We start from the raw sequence: 16,266 nt of genomic DNA on the forward strand, positions 1-16,266 counted from the left end.
TAGGAAATAGGCTTATTATGAAAATCGTTATCACGCTCCTGCTTTCTAGTTTCTTATTAATAAACTGCAAGCAACAACCTACAGTTGCTCAAGATAAGGCAGCCATTACCGCTGTCTTAAAAGCACAACAAGAAGCCTGGTCACAGGGAGATCTAGAAGCTTTTATGCAAGGCTACTGGAAGAGTGATTCCTTAAAGTTTTATGGAAGTAAAGGCCTTACCTATGGGTGGGACAAAACGCTAGCTAATTATAAAAAAGGATACCCTACGCTAGATTACACAGGTGAGTTGCAATTCGTAATAAAGGATATGACGCTCATAGAAGAAAACGCTTATTACGTGATGGGAGAATATCATCTCAAACGTAAAGTAGGCAATGCAGACGGTGTTTTTATCATCATCTTTAAGCGTAGTATAAACGGTGCCTGGAAAATTGTAGCAGATATGTCTTGCTAAAAGGTAAAGCGCATCTGTACATCAATCTCTTCTTCTTTTACAGCTTTTGCTGCATCCTTCTTTTTACGGTCTTCGGTATTGAGGTTAGACAGTGAGATGCCTAAAAGACGTACACTGTTTTTCATTTTTTCTTGGTACAATAAGTCCTTTGCCGTTTCTAGTATGATGTCTTTAGACCTCACGTATAAGTCTAGGGTTTTTGACCGGGTCTGTAGTGTAAAGTCTGAGTACTTTATTTTAAGAGTAATGGTCTTACCTGCTACCTTACTTTTTTCTAATCTTCTCTCCACTTCTTCGGCTATGTGTTCTAGCTTTTCAAGCATGAAAATCTCTGAGGTTATGTTTTCTCTAAAGGTACGCTCAGCCGCAAGTGACTTGCGTATGCGGTTAGGCTTTACTTCGCTATGTTGTATGCCTCTCACAATATCATAGTAGTAGGCTCCACTCTTTCCAAAGTTGTCACTCAGATATTCTTTTGATTTTAATTTGAGATCCATCCCCGTAAAAATGCCGTGTAGATACATTTTTTCGGCAGTCTTTTTTCCTATGCCGTAAAACTTTCTGATGTCTAGTTCCTCAAGAAAGGTGATTACCTCCTCTGGTGGTATGGTTTTCTGGCCATTGGGTTTATTAATGTCACTGGCAACTTTTGCAATAAACTTATTGATGCTTATTCCTGCACTGGCATTTAGTCCTGTTTTTTCCTTTATGCGTTGTCGTATCCACGAGGCAATAACCGTTGCGCTAGGCATTCCTACTTTGTTTTCGGTGACATCTAGATAGGCTTCATCTAGTGATAAGGGTTCTACAAGATCTGTAAACTCGTGAAAAACGGAGCGTATCTGAGCAGAGACCTCTCGGTATCGCTCAAAGTTAGTCTTTACAAAAATGAGCTCGGGACACAACTTTCGCGCAAGCGCACCCGCCATAGCAGACCGCACGCCAAATTTACGAGCCTCATAACTCGCTGCACTTACCACACCACGCTCACCACCGCCACCTACAGCAATAGCTTTACCTCGTAAATCTGGGTTGTCCAGCTGCTCTACAGATGCATAAAATGCATCCATATCTACGTGAATTATCTTTTTTATAGGCAGCTCAGACATTGTATGCAAGTTACAAAGTACTCAGAAGGTTTTGTACTATAAATCGTAACTTTGAGTATGTCTAAAACAGCAATCATACTCGGCGCCACAGGTCTTACTGGCGGACTTTTAACAGAGTTACTCATAAAAGACCCAGCATTTTCTAAAGTGAAAATATTTACAAGGCGGCCTACCGCTTTTACACACGAAAAAGTGGAAGAGATTATTTGTGATTTATTAGACACAAGCACCTTCAAGGAGCAATTTACAGGTGATGTTGTTTTTTGCTGCATAGGCACAACGAAAGCCCAAACGCCAGATAGAGATAAGTATCGCGCTATAGACTACGGCATCCCGATTGAAACGGCACAACTGGCAAAGCAACACGGGATAGCGAGTTATATGGTTATTTCTTCGGCGGGAACTTCGGCTAAGAGTCCGTTTTTCTATGTTCGCACAAAAGGTGAGATGGAGCGCGACTTGAGTAAGGTAGGAATTAAGAACACCTACATTCTTAAACCTGCTTTTATAAATGGCCGCCCAGATGACGCTCGCAAAGGCGAGAAAACTCTTAAAATGATGATGGCCGTAATGGACTTCTTTATGGTAGGACCACTCAAAAAGTGGAAGTCTACACAAGCAAAAGATATTGCTAGAGCAATGGCACAACTTGCAAAAGAAACAGTAACCCACACAGACATCACAAATATTGAGATTAAAGAACTAAGCAGTGCCTACCACGTTTAACCACATCACCGTTCCCTCCCGAGACCTTAAAGCGGCGATTGCGTTTTATACAGGCATTGGTATGGAACTTATTGAGCACGAGCCTCAGCATCACGCACATTTTGAAAACAAGGAGCACGAAGTCATTTTTACAGCTTATTATAATCCCAAACTTCCAGAACAACCCGTAACCGTTTACTTTGAAACAGACGGTATTGAGGTGTTTGAATTACGCTTTCGCGAAAGCGTACTCATCCTCACCATATACAGAGACTGGGGTGGAAAGGACTTAACACTACAAGATCCCAATGGTAATAATGTAGTGCTTTACCAAAAGGATACTCCTACGACCGTAACTCCCTGGCAAAAATAAATGCTATGAACCTCAACCAAATCACCGTACCGTCACTAGATCTTGAAACTTCCATTGCTTTTTATGAGCAACTAGGATTGCGTCTCATTGTAAAAGCCTTGCCACATTATGCACGCTTTGAGTGCACAGAGGGAGATGCTACGTTTTCTATACATCTTGTAGATGAGCTACCTGCAGGTGCTGGAGTAACGGTATATTTTGAAACAGAGCGTTTAGACCAAGAAGTGTCACGATTACAAGGGGAGAATGTTACCTTTGACCTATTGCCCACAGACCAGTCGTGGTTGTGGCGAGAGGCAAGACTTAAGGATCCAGATGGGAATCAAATTATTCTTTACTTTGCTGGTGATAATCGCAAAAACCCGCCGTGGCGCATTAACTAAAGGCTAGATATAACAGCAACATTATGTTAGAAATAGAACGAAAATTCCTAGTAACCTCAGCGGCTTTTAAAGAAGTTGCTCAAAAGGCAACTCGTATTACTCAAGGCTATCTAAGCACAGATCCTGAGCGTACTGTAAGAGTGCGAATTAAAGGTGAGAAAGGCTTTCTTACGATTAAAGGAAAATCAAACGATAGCGGTACTACCCGTGTAGAAGTAGAAGAAGAAATCGCAGTAGACAAGGCGCATTCGTTACTATCAATGTGTCTTCCTGGAGTTATAGATAAAACACGCTACGAGTATACCGCAGGTAATCACACTTGGGAAATAGACGAATTTTATGGAGAAAACGAAGGACTCACCGTTGCCGAAATAGAACTAAACGCTGAAGAAGAAAATTTTACAACACCAGAATGGATAGGTCAAGAAGTGACAGGAGATAACAAATATTACAACTCGCAGCTATCTAAGAATCCTTTTAAAAATTGGTGAAATGAAAATTATATTCACTTTCTTAGTACTCGTACTACTAATAAGTTGTCAATCTAAGGTTGAGACAAAAACTAGCGCAGTCGCAGCTTCACCTAGCAAAGCACAACAAATTGCAGATCTTAAAGCCAATGAATATGAGATATTCGATTATTACGATGATGATATTCAAGACACGGTAATTATGCAAAAGTATTTTTTAGCTTTTCTCAATACAGGACCTAATAGATCACAAGATGAGGAAGAAGCTACAAAGATTCAGAAAGGACATCGCGCACATCTAGGTCGTATGTACGAGTTAGGCTATGCGGATATATCTGGACCTCTAGAAGATAGCTTAGGGGTGACCCAAGGAATTACAATTTACAATGTCCCAAATCTTTCCACAGCAGATAGTCTAGTACGCTTAGATCCCGCAGTACAAAGTGGACGACTAGTGGTAGATATAAAACCATTTTGGGCTGGAAAAGGTTACGGCTTGAGATAAGAAACACTTACTTTTTATCAAAGCTATATTCTCTTTCCACCTTGCATATTCTCACCGTATAGTTATCGTACCAGTCTGACCTTCCCATACGTTGCGCACCTTGATGCTCTGCCTGGGCTTTCCATCTTGCAATGTCTTCTAGCGAGCGCCAGTATGATACCGTAATCCCTAGGTGGTCACTATCATTTCTAGCTCCCTCTACTCCCAGAAAACCAGGCATTGTTGCGGCCAGCTCCTTCATAAGATCTGCTGCTTGTTTATAGCCTCTTGTGCTACTGGTTTGTGTAGACGTAAAGATTACAGCGTAGTAAGGTGGTTGCATTATTCTGTTTCGATTTTATATAAGATAGGCTTGCTAGGTGTGGCATCATTTTCAAAAGAGGCAATCTGGAGATTAAGAAGATACGTCCCGTCTGGAATTTTATGCGGTACATAGATCATCTCTGTAATGGTTGCATCTAGTCGTATCTCACCATTTACATCCCAAAACGCGTGATGCCCCTTGAGCTCACCACCATCCTTCTCTTTATCTACACTAGGTAAATCTATGAGGAGGTGTTTTATACCGCTCTCGCGAAAGCGTACCATCGCCCTATCATCTACAAATGGCCAGTTTGTGTTAGACCAGTTCATTGTTTTCTTTTCGCGTGCGTTAGGCAATGTGCGTATCACCAAAGCTTCTGGTGATTTATCTTTAAGTAGGTTTTTAAACTGCTTATCACTTAGTATAAAATCATCATCTTCGTTATCAAGCGGCTCTGGTATGACTGTCACCACCTCTGCGATAAAGAAAAATGTTTTGAGATTTTTATTAATGCTATGCACCTTTTCTGTGATATGACCAGCGGTCTCTGTATGCGTCCCGTGAGAATGTGGGTTAAAGGTGATGGTAGTAAAATTTACATCGCCTCCCTTGCGCACACTTCCTACCCACTCGCCATCTGTGACTGTCTCAAACTTAGGCGGGTCAATATACCAAGCCAGCGGATTCTTCTTAGAGGTAAGGGGAATCGAGAGATCAATAGGTTTTGAAAGATTGACCTTAAAAGTTTCCTTATTATGAGTTATAGTTGCAAGCATAGCGTAATTAAAGAGAAAACTAAAGATAAAAATACTCTATTGATTTACCTAGAGTACTTAAACTCATTGCAACGAGTTAGGCTACTTTAAGTTGAGTATAAATAAGTCACTTGCAATACCATCACTTAAAAACTTTCCTTTTTTACTCACATAGACCCTATCTTCTTCTATAAAAAGCAAATGTTCCTCTATGTGTTTTTGAGCGTATTCTAAAAAGTAGTTATAAAAACGCTCGCCAAATTGTGTTTTTATCTCGAGTAAAGAAACTCCATACTGCGTGCGCAATCTCGTCATTACATACTCATTGTACTGGTCTGTAAGCGAGAGCTCTTCTACCTCTTGAGGTAGCTCTCTAGCCGTGATTGCTTTTATGTACTTTGGGTTGTTATTTATATTCCACGCGCGGCGCTTACCGTCATAGCTATGTGCAGAGGGACCTATACCTATGTATTTTTTTCCTTGCCAGTATGCCGTATTGTTTCTAGAATGATAACCCGGTTTTGCAAAGTTTGAAAACTCGTAATTCTCATAACCAGCAGCTTCCATCTTACGTATTAATAGCTCGTGATGCTCTTGTGCCACCTCATCTTCTACCGGAGGTACAATTCCTTTTTTAATAAAATTTTCTAGGGCCGTCTTAGGCTCTACCGTAAGCGCGTAGGCAGATATATGAGGTAGGTCTAGTGCTAGTGCTTTATCTATATTCTCCTCCCAGCGCTCACCACTCATCCCAGGGATTCCATAAATAAGATCTAGCGAACTGTTAGGAAAGCTTGCTCTTGTTAATCTCAGGCAGTCTAGTGCCTCTTGAGCGTTATGAGCACGATTCATTAATTTGAGATCTTCTTCATAAAATGATTGCACGCCTATACTCAATCTATTAATAGGCGATGCTGCGAGCTCTCTTATTTTTTGCTCGGTAAGATCGTCTGGATTTGCTTCTAGGGTAATCTCCGGATCTTCTTGAATCTTGTAATGTGTGTAGCAAGCATCTATAATTTGTTCAATCTCTGCAGTGTTTAAAACAGAAGGTGTCCCGCCGCCAAAATAAAGATTAGATACCTCATCATTTTCAAACTCGGCTTTACGCATCTCAAGTTCACTTATGATAGCCGTTATCATTTCCGCTTTTTTACCCATCGTGGTCGAAAAGTGAAAATCACAATAGTGACACGCCTGCTTGCAAAATGGTATGTGGATGTAGATGGATGCCATATGTTTTAAAGAAATATCACTTCTTAACTCGTTTTTCATTTTGCTTTACAAAGCTCTCCCAGCCTGAGTAGCTTTTACCTATTTCTACTTTTCCAGAATTATAAAAGTGACACACTGCGGCGGCAAGACCATCTGTAGCGTCTAAGTTTTTAGGCAAGGTTTTAAGTTTTAGTAAAGACTGCAGCATTCTTGCCACCTGCTCCTTACTTGCATTACCGTTTCCAGTAACGGCCATTTTAATCTTTTTAGGAAGGTACTCTGTGATAGGAATTTCTCGAGATAAACCTGCTGCCATCGCCACTCCTTGCGCTCTACCTAGCTTGAGCATACTTTGTACATTCTTGCCAAAAAACGGTGCCTCTATCGCAATTTCATCTGGGTGATACGTATCTATAAGATGTATGGTGCGCTCAAAAATGAGTTTGAGCTTCACATAAGGGTCATTATACTTTTGTAACAATAACTCATTGAGTTGCATAAACTCCATCTTTTTACCCACAACCTTGATAAGTCCAAAACCCATAATAGTGGTTCCTGGATCAATACCTAATATGATTTTTTCGTCTGCCAATGCTTTTATTGTTACTTTGTGCTCATCCTTAACAAAGAAATGAATGCCTAGATTATCTCACAAAGCTACGCAATTACTCTGGGCGACTCTTAAGATTCTCATTGTACTACTGGCTGGCTATTTTATTTATGACAAACTAGATCGCGGTGATTTACGGTCGCTACAATTTCAGCTTTCTGAAATTAACACATCATCGTTATATTTCTATATTATAATCATATTATTACTTACAGCTACCAACTGGTTTTTTGAAATCAAGAAATGGCAAACTCTAGTGAGTATAAATAGATTAGTACGCTTTCGCGAAAGCGCAATACAAACCCTCACCGCTCACCTCGTAGGGTTTGTAACTCCTGCCAAAGCTGGTGACTATGGCGCAAAGGCGCTCTATTACCCGAAAGAGCAACGCAAGCAGATACTCTTCTTAAACTTTATAGGCAATATGTATCAGCTGCTAGCGACGCTTATTTTTGGGAGCATTGGTTTAGGTATTATTGCCTTTTTTACTAGTGGGACAGCGATATTCTTTTGGAGTTTGAGCATATTTATGGCACTCGTATTGTACCAGATACTCCCAAAAATACTACGAAGTGTACACTGGACACTCAAGGGAAATCCTTGGTATAAAATCAAGAAGTACTGGAAATCTATCGCTGCACCTATTAAAAAGAAGGTACGCCTGTTTTCCATTATACGATATATCATTTTTGCACATCAGTTTTACCTTATTCTCTACCTGCTAGGTGCTACCACAAGTTATCCTTTCGTAATGGCTTGCATTTGTGCTACCTACCTTGTGAGCTCGCTCATACCTGTGATGCAGTTACTAGATGTTGTGGTGCGCGGTGGTGCGGCCGTTCTCATTTTTGGCTGGTTTAATGTACCCGAAGAGATTGTATTAAGTACTGTACTTTTAATGTGGCTGCTCAATGTAGTAGTACCATTATTACCTGGCGCCTACTTTTTGCTAGTGCAAAAGCCTACTAGCACCATAAAGACCGTATAATGATCTGGATGCTGTTTTTTGTTTTCTTGCTCTATGGAATTATCATCCTCGGGTTTGCGCTTGAGATAAAACACGCTGGCACGTTCTCACAAACTTGTGACATCCCAACTTCTACATTTACTGTTGTTGTACCCTTTAGAAATGAAGAAGCACATCTTACTGACTTGCTGCAATCACTAGCCGAGGTTGACTATCCACAAAACAGCTGGGAAATCATCTTAGTAAATGATGCCTCTACAGACAACTCTCTTGAGGTCATAAATAAGTGCATATCGCAATATGCGCTTACAAATATTGATGTTATAGATAACGTGCGCACCGCCGCATCACCAAAAAAAGATGCGCTCCAGACGGCCATCCATACCAGTAAACACCCGTGGATTGTCACCACAGATGCCGACTGTACCGTGCCCGCAAACTGGCTCAACAGATTAGACGCTATCATACAGCAACAAGCGCCACTTATGGTGATTATGCCCGTTGCCATTGCTACCACGGTTCAGCCTTCATTTTTAACTGCCTATGAGCAATTGGATTTTTTAAGTCTTATGGGTGCAACCGCTGGAAGCTTTTATATGGGCTTCCCTTTTTTATGTAACGGAGCAAATCTCGCTTATGAAAAAGAAGCCTTTACAGCCGTTCAAGGCTTTGCAAATAATAATCATATCGCTAGTGGAGATGATCATTTTTTACTCGAGAAATTTCAAGAGAAGTTTAAAAATAGGATAAGCTATTTACGCTCTCCAGATGCGATTGTAACCACACAGCCTCAAGAGCACTGGAACAAATTTATAGCACAGCGCACACGCTGGGCGGCAAAGTCTAGTGCTTATACCTTTTGGTTCTCAAAACTAATGGGGATTCTTGTTTTGGCAGTTAATCTTTTAAGTGTTGTGGGAGTTCTTTATTACGCTTTCGCGAAAGCGGAAACCCAATCCATCATACTAATGGGCTTAGTCATAAAACTAGTAGTTGATGTTATCCTCATTGACTCCGAAGCTTCTTTTTACAACCGAAAAAGATATTTAAAATGGTATCCAGTTGTGATGGTTTGCTACCCTTTTATAAGCACCTACATAGCCCTTAGATCGCTTACTACTGGGTATCAATGGAAAGGTCGCAACTACAAGAAATAGTTTGTGATGCCTTTCAATTACTCCACCTTTAAAACCACGGGGATTTTAAATCGTGTTTTTACGGGTACGCCTTCTTTAGTTGCAGGTTTTGCTTCTGGTAATTGTCTTGCGGCTTCGTGTATCCACTGTTCTAGGCGAGGGATTTCTGTGCGGATTTCTTGAGCGATTTTGAGTGTATCTATGCAGTACTTCCCTTTTTCGTTTACTACAAAGTCTACAAATATAGTGTCGTCTAGAGCGCGTTGCACTACGATAGTATGTTTTCCAAATGACTCGTAAAAGGTCTTTGTAACCGTCTCTTGAAAACAAGCCTTAAGCGGCTCCCCTTCTGGCAATGTAGCACAGGTATCAAAAGTGGGATACCCATCTACTCTATGTAAATCTATTGCCTTCCAACTCTCAGAAAGATACTGCGAAGAAGATATTTTTTTAGTTTCAATCTGGTCGCACGAAGTCATCACAACTACTGCTGTGATTATCAATAAGCCACGATGTAAAAACCATTTCATACGTAGCTCGAAAATACAATATTTAAACCGCTCCAAAAAGTAGCCATCACTGGCCTACTCTTTCTTCTCTTGTGCCTCAAAAATTTCTCTTTTGAGTAGTGTTATTCGCTCTTGAGCAATTCTTGCTAAGTAAGGACGCTTTTTTAATTTCTTAGACTGTGCCACAAACTTCTCATAGAGTTTGAGTACTTCTTCCTTATCTTCATAATAATTATCTGCAGCCACGGCGGTTGCATAGACCGCATCAAGGTTGTTTGCATCTTCCTTAGTAGAATTTCTGTAGTACTTCATCGCCTGCTCATAATCCTTCTTAAATTCATACGCTCGACCCATTGTATAATACACATCATCTAGTGGTAGATCTTTGAAATACAAGGCTTTTTTTCCATACTCTAAGGCCTTGTCATACTCACGATTAAAGTTATACAACCTAGCAAGGGTGATAAGTGTACCCCAATCTTCGTCATCATAAGCGAGTACTTCTTCATAAGCCTCAATAGCCTCTGGATACATTCTTTTCTCGTAGTAGGCACGCCCTAGTTTATTTCTCACAAATAAGGTATCTACTCCCATATCGAGCAACTGGTTAAAAAGATCTATTGCCTCTATCCACCAGCCTTTGTAATAGTAACTTTGAGCAAGTACGCCTATAATCTCAATATTTTCTGGCTCGCTTTCAAGTGCTTTTTTACAGATTGTCTCTACCTCTGGATAGTTTTTATGACCCAAGTGATACTTTGCAAGTTCAAACATTGCCTTTTGATGTGTTGAGTCCAGCTGGACTGCTTTTGCAAAAGCCTTTTCTGAGGTATCTATCTTTTCATTATCTACTTTTTTATTTAAAACTAAGGTGTCCTTTACCGCGGTCTTTTTAAGTGCTCGTCCCCATTGATAGTGATACTCGGCATTTGTAGGGTATCTCGTTGAAAGTATAGTAAAAACACTGTCTGCTTCTTTAAATTTTGATTTTGTGAGGAGTAACCTTCCATACTCGGTTGCGGCGATGGGTTGCTTATCGTTAAGCTCTAGTGACTTTTTATAAAAGTTAAGAGCAGCTGTTTTTGCTCCCTTTCCTTTATATGCTCTAGCTATTTGTAACCATATACGTGCCGTAGGTTCTTGAATCTTCTCATACTGGGCTATTGCCTTTGTATACTCACCAGTAGCGTATAAACTATCTGCAACAGCCAAAGCCGGAGCTTGCGCCCCGACTTTTGATATCATTCCAATTACAATTACTATAAATAGTTTTTTCATAGGTTACTCTGCTATTTGAAACGTGATAGGGAGACTGTAGAGAACGCCTACTACTTCACCATTGTGTTTACCAGGTTGCATTTTTGGTAACATAGATATTACACGCTGTGCTTCAGCATCAAGATCTGGGTGTGGCGAGCGTGTTCTTAAGTTTGTGATATATCCGTTTTTATCAATTTTAAAGCTTGCAAAAATTCGATTAGTACCCTTGAGATTTAGCTCTTTCCCTAATGCAACATTAAAATTAGCGCTAATTAAAGCGCTTACCTTTTGAGACATACATTTCCTTAATTGCTCATTTGAGGTAAGGGACTCGCAACCTGGAAAAACTGGAACCTCGTCTATTACGGCAAAAGGAATATTTCCGTTCTCATCTACATCATAAACACGTTCTACTTCGAGCACTTCTACTGTTTCGTCATCTTTTGCTCCCATACCGTGAGTATAAATACTCTTGTTGCCACCTTTTTGTAATAAGGTTTTATTAAGTTGATTAAAAAGTTTTCTCTCGCTCTCTGTAAGTTCTTCCTTTTGCTCTAGTGCAATTTGTAATTCTGCAATCTCTTGTTCTAGAGTGCGCTCACTCTCTACGCTATTGTCTTCAGAGCAAGAAACATACACGAGCATTGCAAGCACAAGTGGAATTAAAAGTAAATACTTTGCTAATGCGCTTTTTTGTGATTTTGATTTTTGTAACATAACGATTCGTTTTTTGATTAATGATTGATTAAAAAATGTATTTGTAAATGAGAGTTTACTTGTGCCAAAGGCAGTGTTAAGTAACTCTTCATAATAGGTGTATTTTGAGATACCTTCGGTTGCTTTTTGATCTGCTAGGTACTCGTGTACGATACTTATATTTTTTTGATATAAATAGGTAATAGGGTTAAACCACAGTACTACTTTCAAAATCTCAAAAAAGATGAGATCCCAAGTATGCCCTTGCTTTGCGTGTATCTGTTCGTGGGTAAGTATTTGCTTTCGCGAAAGCGTATCTATATCTGCCCCAATAAATATGTAATTAAAAAATGTAAAAGCCTCTGTAGATGAAGGAATCTCTATGATGCTAGACCCTTTCTGTTTATAAGAAAAGTAGCTGGCAAATTTTTTAATCTTTATGATGAGTACAACTAGACTAATCACCACACCTGCCATATAAATTTGTAACCACGGTATGGTAAAAGACTCTGTAACGGGAGCCGCATCTGTAGATGTAATCACTGCCGCATCACCTATTACAACCTCTGGGAGTACACTGGTAAATGTCTCTACAGGCACCACCGTTTGTAACATTGCGATTTTTATAAATGGCAATGCTAGTGCAATTACGGGAGTGACTAGCAAGTATATTCTGTTATATGAGAAAAAGGTCTCTTTTCTTAAAAGCAGGTAATACACTGCTAGAAATAATGCTTGAAAACAGATGACTTGTATAATGTAAGATCCCATATTTACTTGTCTTTATTAATTTCGCTCAGAATAGATTCCAGCTCTTTTACATCTAGATCATTCTTTTTTACAAAGAAGCTTACCATACTTTTAAAACTACCATTAAAATAGCTGTCCATCATTTTATGCATAGAGGCGTTGCTGTATACCTCCTTTGTCACAAGAGGGTGGTAGATATAGCCTCTTCCTTCCTTCTCGTGACCTACAAAGCCTTTGTTTTCTAAAATCCTTATGATGGTAGATATGGTATTGTAAGCAGGCTTAGGCTCTGGCATTTGCTCGATGAGTTGTGCCACGTTTGCCTTTTGTGCTACCCATAATAATTGCATTACCTCTTCTTCTGCCTTTGTAAGTTGTTTCATAAATACTGGAATTGAATAGTCTGTATGTCAATATATTGAACATCAACACATCAAATATAACTAAATATTTAGTTTAAACTAATGTTTTAGTTTAAAAAATGTAACATTATAGCATTTTGACGTCTTATAAGCGATGAATTATGTAGATCTTTTTTTGGTTTTTGTAGGCCTACTGCTGGTTATAGCTGGTATAGTGGGAAGTTTTTTACCTGTGATACCTGGCCCGCCTTTAAGTTGGCTAGGTTTGTTAACCCTTCACGTAACAGATGCTGTACCGCAAGACTGGACCTTTTTAGGCATAACCCTAGCTGTAGCAGTTGCAATCACCATACTTGATTATATCATCCCTGCAATGGGTACAAAACGATATGGGGGTAGTAAAGCAGGTGCCATAGGTACTACCGTAGGCCTTATTGTGGGATTGCTTAGTCCCATACCCTTGGGCTTTCTTATAGGGGCGTTTATAGGCGCTTTTATAGGTGAACTCAGCTTTAATAAGACAAGTACTCAGGTTGCCCTAAAAGCAGCGCTAGGATCCTTTATAGGCTTTATAGCTTCTACATTTATAAAAGCTGTGGTTACAATGGTATTCTTGGTCTTGTATATACTACAAGTTATTGAGCACAAAGACGTAATTTTTTCTTTAGGGTAGTGCTAACAAGTGTATGAGTGCGCTTTCGCGAAAGCGTAAAAAAACCCCTCTCCGTAAGAAAAGGGGTTTTAGATATAAGTAGTAAGTTTCTTCTAGTTACTTATTACAATAAATTCTGAACGCCTGTTAAGCTGGTGTGCTTCTTCAGAACATTGTACACCGTTAGAACATTCATTAGTAAGTTGTGTCTCTCCGTATCCTCTACCTGAGATTCTAGATGAAGAGATTCCCTCTGCAATGATATAGTTTACAGTAGATTTTGCTCGCTTGTCTGACAGACTTAAGTTATACGAATCATTACCTCTACTATCTGTATGAGAACGTACATCTATAACCATATTAGGGTACTCACGCATAACTGCAAGGACTTTTTCAAGCTCTAAGGCTGCATCTGGACGAATATTAAATCTATCAAAATCAAAATAGATAGGGTTGAGCTCAAGTATTTTTGCAAGGTCATCACCTACTTTAATAGGTTTTTGTAATAGGGATAACTCAAGGTCATTAGTCACTGTGCCAGAAACATCTGGTGTCTTTGTGATTGCCTCTGCTCCACTATAAGTCTCTTTTGCTCCTCGTATAATGTATTGTGTATCACAGTAAGAGTTATCAAAGGCATAATATCCGCTGGCTGTTGTCTCCACTGTAGTAACAACGTTTCCTTCATAATCCAGAAGTGTAACTGTTGCCTCTGGAATAGGTTCTCCAGAATCTTTATCTGTTACAACCCCTACAAGCTCAATCTCACAAGGTATTTCTTCTTTTGTAAATTTATAGATATCATCACTACCTACTCCTTTTTTACGATTAGAAGCAAAGTAACCCACCTTAGTCGTCTCGTTAACTATGAACGTAAAGTCATCATATGAACTGTTTATAGGCTCACCTATATTATCTATAACATCTTGAGCATTACCACGTGCATCTGGTGCTGTAGCAAATACATCAAGACCTCCAAGACCTGGATGCCCGTCTGACGAAAAGTAAAGCACTCCGTTGTCACTTAAAAATGGAAAAGTCTCTCTTCCTTCTGTATTAATAGGTCTTCCTAAGTTTACTGGCTCACTTACTACATCTGTACTATCTACATTTACTACCCAGATATCTGACAAACCTAATGTACCTGGCATATCTGATGCAAAATACAGCTTTGTATTATCTTCATTTAATGCTGGGTGTGCAGTAGAGTACTCATCACTATTAAAAGGCATTTCTACTGGTGTGCTCCAGCGACCATTCTTTTTACGTGATTTATAAATCTTAAGTTTATTAGTTCCTTCCTTAGACTTCTTATACGTTCCTTTATTATAATTGTTACGTGTGAAGTATACAGTTTGACCATCCTTTGTAAAGGTGGTTGTACTTTCGTGAAATTTTGAGTTGAGTTCTCTACTATAATTTTTTGGCTTACTGTAGCTTTCTGTCTGCTCTCCTACCTTAGTTTCATAAAGGTCTAAAAATGGTTCATTATTCCATTTATGTATTTTTTTTGAAACACCTCCTGTATCTCTCGAAGAAGCAAAAATGAGTTTACCTTCATACTCAGTAGGTGCAAAATCTGAGTAGCGCGAATTGATACTACGTATATCCTGCACAGTGTATGTGCTTTTTTTGTAATCTATGTTCTTCAAGTAATTAGGCTCTGCTTCAAAAAGTACCGCTCTAACATCATCTCCGTTAAGGTCATTAAAAGTAGCCATCATATCATCTGCCTTATCATAATTTTTTAAGGCGCGTAATGTTTGTGAGTACCTAAAGTAGTACTCTGGCTTTATCTCATCTGGAAAGGTTGATATTAACTTCTCATACCAAACTTGAGCATCTGCATAACCAGCATTGAAGTAATAACTATCTGCAATTTTCTGGAATAAATCTGCAGACTCATATCCTTTGTCTGCTACTTCAAGATAAATTTTACGTGCATCTACAAATGCGTATTGGTCAAACTTCTTATCTGCTCTATCTATTTTACCTTCTTGGGCATAAAGTCCTACTGTTCCTAAGAAAAGGATACATAAACAAATATTAATCGTTTTAATCATCATAATTGTAAGTTTGAATAAGTCAAAAATAACTTATTAAAAGAATCTAGGGGTTAACATTCTATCATACTCATTAAACAGCTCAAATCGTAAAAATACTTCAAAGCTACCATCGTTATAAAAGGTATCACCTAAGTCTGTACTCTCTCTATCGTAGGCAAGACCTATTAACATACTATCTGAAACTTGGAAACCTACCAGGCCGCTAAGTGCTGCACTCCATCTATATGCCGCTCCTAAGTGTAATTTTTCCATCACTAAGAAGTTTGCTGTAAGATCTACTTGCAATGGAGCTCCAGCAACCATTTTTACAAGTGTACTAGGCTTAAATTTGAGTTGATCACTTATATCAAAAGTATAACCCATAATACCATAATAATGTATACGCTCTCTAGCTATTACACTTGATGAGTTATTACTTAAATCAAAGTGCTCGGTCTCTATAAGGTTAGGAACACTTACACCTGCATAAAAATTTTCTGTGTGATAATACAGTCCTGCACCTATTATAGGAGAAAGCTTATTATCTATATTTTGAGAAAACCTTGGATCTGTTACATCAAAAAGCGTAAGCTTAGTAAAATCTACGTCTAGGATATGTCCTCCAGCTTTTAGTCCAAAGCTAAGTTTCCCATTTTCTGAAGTGTTGATTGTATAACTAAAATCTGCACCAACGTAAGTCTCTTGTGATGGGCCTAAAGCATCATTTACAATAGATAGCCCTAAACCTACTTTACCTTCTCCAATAGGAGAATGAATACTTAAACTTTGTGTTCTTGGGGCTCCATCGAGTCCTACCCATTGACTTCTATGTAATCCTACAATACTAGTTACACCTCTATTACCAGCATATGCTGGGTTAATAGCTACGGTATTATACATATACTGCGTATACTGAGGATCTTGCTGCGCAGAAAGGGACGTTGTACCAAGCGCTAAAATCAATAAGAATCCAAAAACTGAAACTACCTTTTTCATAAATCATTT

At 39.1% G+C, this 16,266-nt stretch carries 20 protein-coding genes; 9 read left to right on the top strand and 11 right to left on the bottom strand.

What is annotated here, in order from left to right:
- Nucleotides 1–17: 17 nt before the first annotated feature.
- On the top strand, nucleotides 18–455 hold the full coding sequence (locus ABVM49_RS03325; protein WP_405203029.1) for a YybH family protein: 438 nt from the start codon (nucleotides 18–20) through the stop codon (nucleotides 453–455).
- On the opposite strand, the gene dinB is transcribed toward ABVM49_RS03325, so the two are convergent.
- Nucleotides 452–1,564, bottom strand: coding sequence for a DNA polymerase IV (gene dinB / locus ABVM49_RS03330; RefSeq protein ID WP_405203031.1), 1,113 nt, complete (start codon nucleotides 1,562–1,564; stop codon nucleotides 452–454). The genes ABVM49_RS03325 and dinB overlap by 4 nt on opposite strands.
- Before the next feature lie 57 nt (nucleotides 1,565–1,621).
- On the opposite strand from dinB, the gene ABVM49_RS03335 reads away from it, so the two are divergent.
- Genes ABVM49_RS03335 through ABVM49_RS03355 form a run of 5 tightly spaced genes read left to right on the top strand, consistent with a single transcriptional unit; the run spans nucleotide 1,622 to nucleotide 4,000 of the window.
- Entirely contained in the window at nucleotides 1,622–2,290 is a 669-nt protein-coding gene (locus tag ABVM49_RS03335; protein WP_405203033.1) for an NAD(P)H-binding protein, read from the top strand.
- Nucleotides 2,274–2,642, top strand: coding sequence for a VOC family protein (locus ABVM49_RS03340; protein ID WP_405203034.1), 369 nt, complete (start codon nucleotides 2,274–2,276; stop codon nucleotides 2,640–2,642). Before ABVM49_RS03335 ends, ABVM49_RS03340 begins: the two co-directional genes overlap by 17 nt.
- A 5-nt stretch (nucleotides 2,643–2,647) precedes the next feature.
- Nucleotides 2,648–3,025: a VOC family protein gene (locus tag ABVM49_RS03345; RefSeq protein ID WP_405203036.1), complete on the top strand. Its 378-nt coding sequence runs from the start codon at nucleotides 2,648–2,650 to the stop codon at nucleotides 3,023–3,025.
- Nucleotides 3,026–3,048: 23 nt separating this feature from the next.
- Nucleotides 3,049–3,516, top strand: coding sequence for a CYTH domain-containing protein (locus ABVM49_RS03350; protein WP_405203037.1), 468 nt, complete (start codon nucleotides 3,049–3,051; stop codon nucleotides 3,514–3,516).
- A 1-nt stretch (nucleotide 3,517) separates the two neighbouring features.
- Nucleotides 3,518–4,000 carry a YciI family protein gene (locus ABVM49_RS03355; protein ID WP_405203038.1) on the top strand — a complete coding sequence of 161 codons (483 nt, stop codon included), beginning with the start codon at nucleotides 3,518–3,520 and terminating at the stop codon, nucleotides 3,998–4,000.
- Nucleotides 4,001–4,007: 7 nt separating this feature from the next.
- Here the strand turns inward: ABVM49_RS03355 and ABVM49_RS03360 are convergent, their stop codons facing one another.
- The 4 genes from ABVM49_RS03360 to ruvC all read right to left on the bottom strand — a co-directional run bounded on the left by ABVM49_RS03360 (nucleotide 4,008) and on the right by ruvC (nucleotide 6,866).
- Complete coding sequence (locus tag ABVM49_RS03360; RefSeq protein ID WP_405203039.1) at nucleotides 4,008–4,322, bottom strand: antibiotic biosynthesis monooxygenase family protein; 315 nt, start codon at nucleotides 4,320–4,322, stop codon at nucleotides 4,008–4,010.
- Nucleotides 4,322–5,080: a cyclase family protein gene (locus ABVM49_RS03365; RefSeq protein WP_405203041.1), complete on the bottom strand. Its 759-nt coding sequence runs from the start codon at nucleotides 5,078–5,080 to the stop codon at nucleotides 4,322–4,324. The genes ABVM49_RS03360 and ABVM49_RS03365 overlap by 1 nt, the downstream gene beginning before the upstream one ends.
- A gap of 81 nt (nucleotides 5,081–5,161) precedes the next feature.
- Nucleotides 5,162–6,295, bottom strand: coding sequence for a radical SAM family heme chaperone HemW (hemW, locus tag ABVM49_RS03370; RefSeq protein ID WP_405203043.1), 1,134 nt, complete (start codon nucleotides 6,293–6,295; stop codon nucleotides 5,162–5,164).
- 16 nt (nucleotides 6,296–6,311) lie between these two features.
- Nucleotides 6,312–6,866, bottom strand: a complete 555-nt coding sequence (gene ruvC, locus ABVM49_RS03375) for a crossover junction endodeoxyribonuclease RuvC (protein WP_035326806.1) — start codon at nucleotides 6,864–6,866, stop codon at nucleotides 6,312–6,314.
- A 43-nt stretch (nucleotides 6,867–6,909) separates the two neighbouring features.
- Here ruvC and ABVM49_RS03380 point away from each other — a divergent pair, with 43 nt between their 5' ends.
- On the top strand, nucleotides 6,910–7,872 hold the full coding sequence (locus ABVM49_RS03380) for a lysylphosphatidylglycerol synthase domain-containing protein (protein ID WP_405203044.1): 963 nt from the start codon (nucleotides 6,910–6,912) through the stop codon (nucleotides 7,870–7,872).
- Complete coding sequence (locus ABVM49_RS03385; protein ID WP_405203045.1) at nucleotides 7,872–9,008, top strand: glycosyltransferase; 1,137 nt, start codon at nucleotides 7,872–7,874, stop codon at nucleotides 9,006–9,008. The genes ABVM49_RS03380 and ABVM49_RS03385 overlap by 1 nt, the downstream gene beginning before the upstream one ends.
- A gap of 17 nt (nucleotides 9,009–9,025) precedes the next feature.
- On the opposite strand, the gene ABVM49_RS03390 is transcribed toward ABVM49_RS03385, so the two are convergent.
- From ABVM49_RS03390 to ABVM49_RS03405, 4 genes are read right to left on the bottom strand one after another with little or no spacing between them, the layout of a single operon-like run.
- Nucleotides 9,026–9,517: a hypothetical protein gene (locus ABVM49_RS03390; RefSeq protein WP_148305656.1), complete on the bottom strand. Its 492-nt coding sequence runs from the start codon at nucleotides 9,515–9,517 to the stop codon at nucleotides 9,026–9,028.
- A 54-nt stretch (nucleotides 9,518–9,571) separates the two neighbouring features.
- Nucleotides 9,572–10,774, bottom strand: a complete 1,203-nt coding sequence (locus ABVM49_RS03395; RefSeq protein WP_405203046.1) for a tetratricopeptide repeat protein — start codon at nucleotides 10,772–10,774, stop codon at nucleotides 9,572–9,574.
- A gap of 3 nt (nucleotides 10,775–10,777) precedes the next feature.
- Nucleotides 10,778–12,223 (bottom strand): M56 family metallopeptidase, encoded by a 1,446-nt coding sequence (locus ABVM49_RS03400; protein ID WP_405203047.1) that lies wholly within the window; start codon nucleotides 12,221–12,223, stop codon nucleotides 10,778–10,780.
- Between the two features lie 2 nt (nucleotides 12,224–12,225).
- Entirely contained in the window at nucleotides 12,226–12,585 is a 360-nt protein-coding gene (locus ABVM49_RS03405; RefSeq protein WP_038598658.1) for a BlaI/MecI/CopY family transcriptional regulator, read from the bottom strand.
- A gap of 133 nt (nucleotides 12,586–12,718) precedes the next feature.
- Between ABVM49_RS03405 and ABVM49_RS03410 the strand changes: the two genes are divergently transcribed.
- A complete protein-coding gene (locus ABVM49_RS03410; RefSeq protein WP_405203048.1) occupies nucleotides 12,719–13,237 on the top strand; it encodes a DUF456 domain-containing protein in 519 nt (172 codons plus the stop codon).
- A gap of 92 nt (nucleotides 13,238–13,329) precedes the next feature.
- Here the strand turns inward: ABVM49_RS03410 and ABVM49_RS03415 are convergent, their stop codons facing one another.
- Together ABVM49_RS03415 and ABVM49_RS03420 are read right to left on the bottom strand one after the other, a co-directional pair.
- A complete protein-coding gene (locus ABVM49_RS03415; RefSeq protein WP_405203049.1) occupies nucleotides 13,330–15,282 on the bottom strand; it encodes an OmpA family protein in 1,953 nt (650 codons plus the stop codon).
- A 33-nt stretch (nucleotides 15,283–15,315) separates the two neighbouring features.
- Nucleotides 15,316–16,257 carry a type IX secretion system membrane protein PorP/SprF gene (locus tag ABVM49_RS03420; protein WP_038598653.1) on the bottom strand — a complete coding sequence of 314 codons (942 nt, stop codon included), beginning with the start codon at nucleotides 16,255–16,257 and terminating at the stop codon, nucleotides 15,316–15,318.
- Nucleotides 16,258–16,266: the final 9 nt, after the last annotated feature.

The sequence above is a fragment of the Dokdonia sp. LLG6352-1 genome (assembly GCF_045055815.1).
In the GTDB taxonomy this organism is placed as follows: Bacteria; Bacteroidota; Bacteroidia; order Flavobacteriales; family Flavobacteriaceae; genus Dokdonia; species Dokdonia donghaensis.

Coding starts and splice junctions, on each gene's coding strand:
- ABVM49_RS03410 (WP_405203048.1), top strand. CDS start 12,719: ATGAATTATGTAGATCTTTTTTTGGTTTTTGTAGGCCTACTGCTGGTT.
- ABVM49_RS03325 (WP_405203029.1), top strand. CDS start 18: ATGAAAATCGTTATCACGCTCCTGCTTTCTAGTTTCTTATTAATAAAC.
- ABVM49_RS03355 (WP_405203038.1), top strand. CDS start 3,518: ATGAAAATTATATTCACTTTCTTAGTACTCGTACTACTAATAAGTTGT.
- ABVM49_RS03405 (WP_038598658.1), bottom strand. CDS start 12,585: ATGAAACAACTTACAAAGGCAGAAGAAGAGGTAATGCAATTATTATGG.
- ABVM49_RS03400 (WP_405203047.1), bottom strand. CDS start 12,223: ATGGGATCTTACATTATACAAGTCATCTGTTTTCAAGCATTATTTCTA.
- ABVM49_RS03335 (WP_405203033.1), top strand. CDS start 1,622: ATGTCTAAAACAGCAATCATACTCGGCGCCACAGGTCTTACTGGCGGA.
- ABVM49_RS03385 (WP_405203045.1), top strand. CDS start 7,872: ATGATCTGGATGCTGTTTTTTGTTTTCTTGCTCTATGGAATTATCATC.
- ABVM49_RS03420 (WP_038598653.1), bottom strand. CDS start 16,257: ATGAAAAAGGTAGTTTCAGTTTTTGGATTCTTATTGATTTTAGCGCTT.
- ABVM49_RS03415 (WP_405203049.1), bottom strand. CDS start 15,282: ATGATGATTAAAACGATTAATATTTGTTTATGTATCCTTTTCTTAGGA.
- ABVM49_RS03345 (WP_405203036.1), top strand. CDS start 2,648: ATGAACCTCAACCAAATCACCGTACCGTCACTAGATCTTGAAACTTCC.
- ABVM49_RS03395 (WP_405203046.1), bottom strand. CDS start 10,774: ATGAAAAAACTATTTATAGTAATTGTAATTGGAATGATATCAAAAGTC.
- ABVM49_RS03360 (WP_405203039.1), bottom strand. CDS start 4,322: ATGCAACCACCTTACTACGCTGTAATCTTTACGTCTACACAAACCAGT.
- hemW (WP_405203043.1), bottom strand. CDS start 6,295: ATGGCATCCATCTACATCCACATACCATTTTGCAAGCAGGCGTGTCAC.
- ABVM49_RS03365 (WP_405203041.1), bottom strand. CDS start 5,080: ATGCTTGCAACTATAACTCATAATAAGGAAACTTTTAAGGTCAATCTT.
- dinB (WP_405203031.1), bottom strand. CDS start 1,564: ATGTCTGAGCTGCCTATAAAAAAGATAATTCACGTAGATATGGATGCA.
- ABVM49_RS03350 (WP_405203037.1), top strand. CDS start 3,049: ATGTTAGAAATAGAACGAAAATTCCTAGTAACCTCAGCGGCTTTTAAA.
- ABVM49_RS03380 (WP_405203044.1), top strand. CDS start 6,910: ATGCCTAGATTATCTCACAAAGCTACGCAATTACTCTGGGCGACTCTT.
- ABVM49_RS03390 (WP_148305656.1), bottom strand. CDS start 9,517: ATGAAATGGTTTTTACATCGTGGCTTATTGATAATCACAGCAGTAGTT.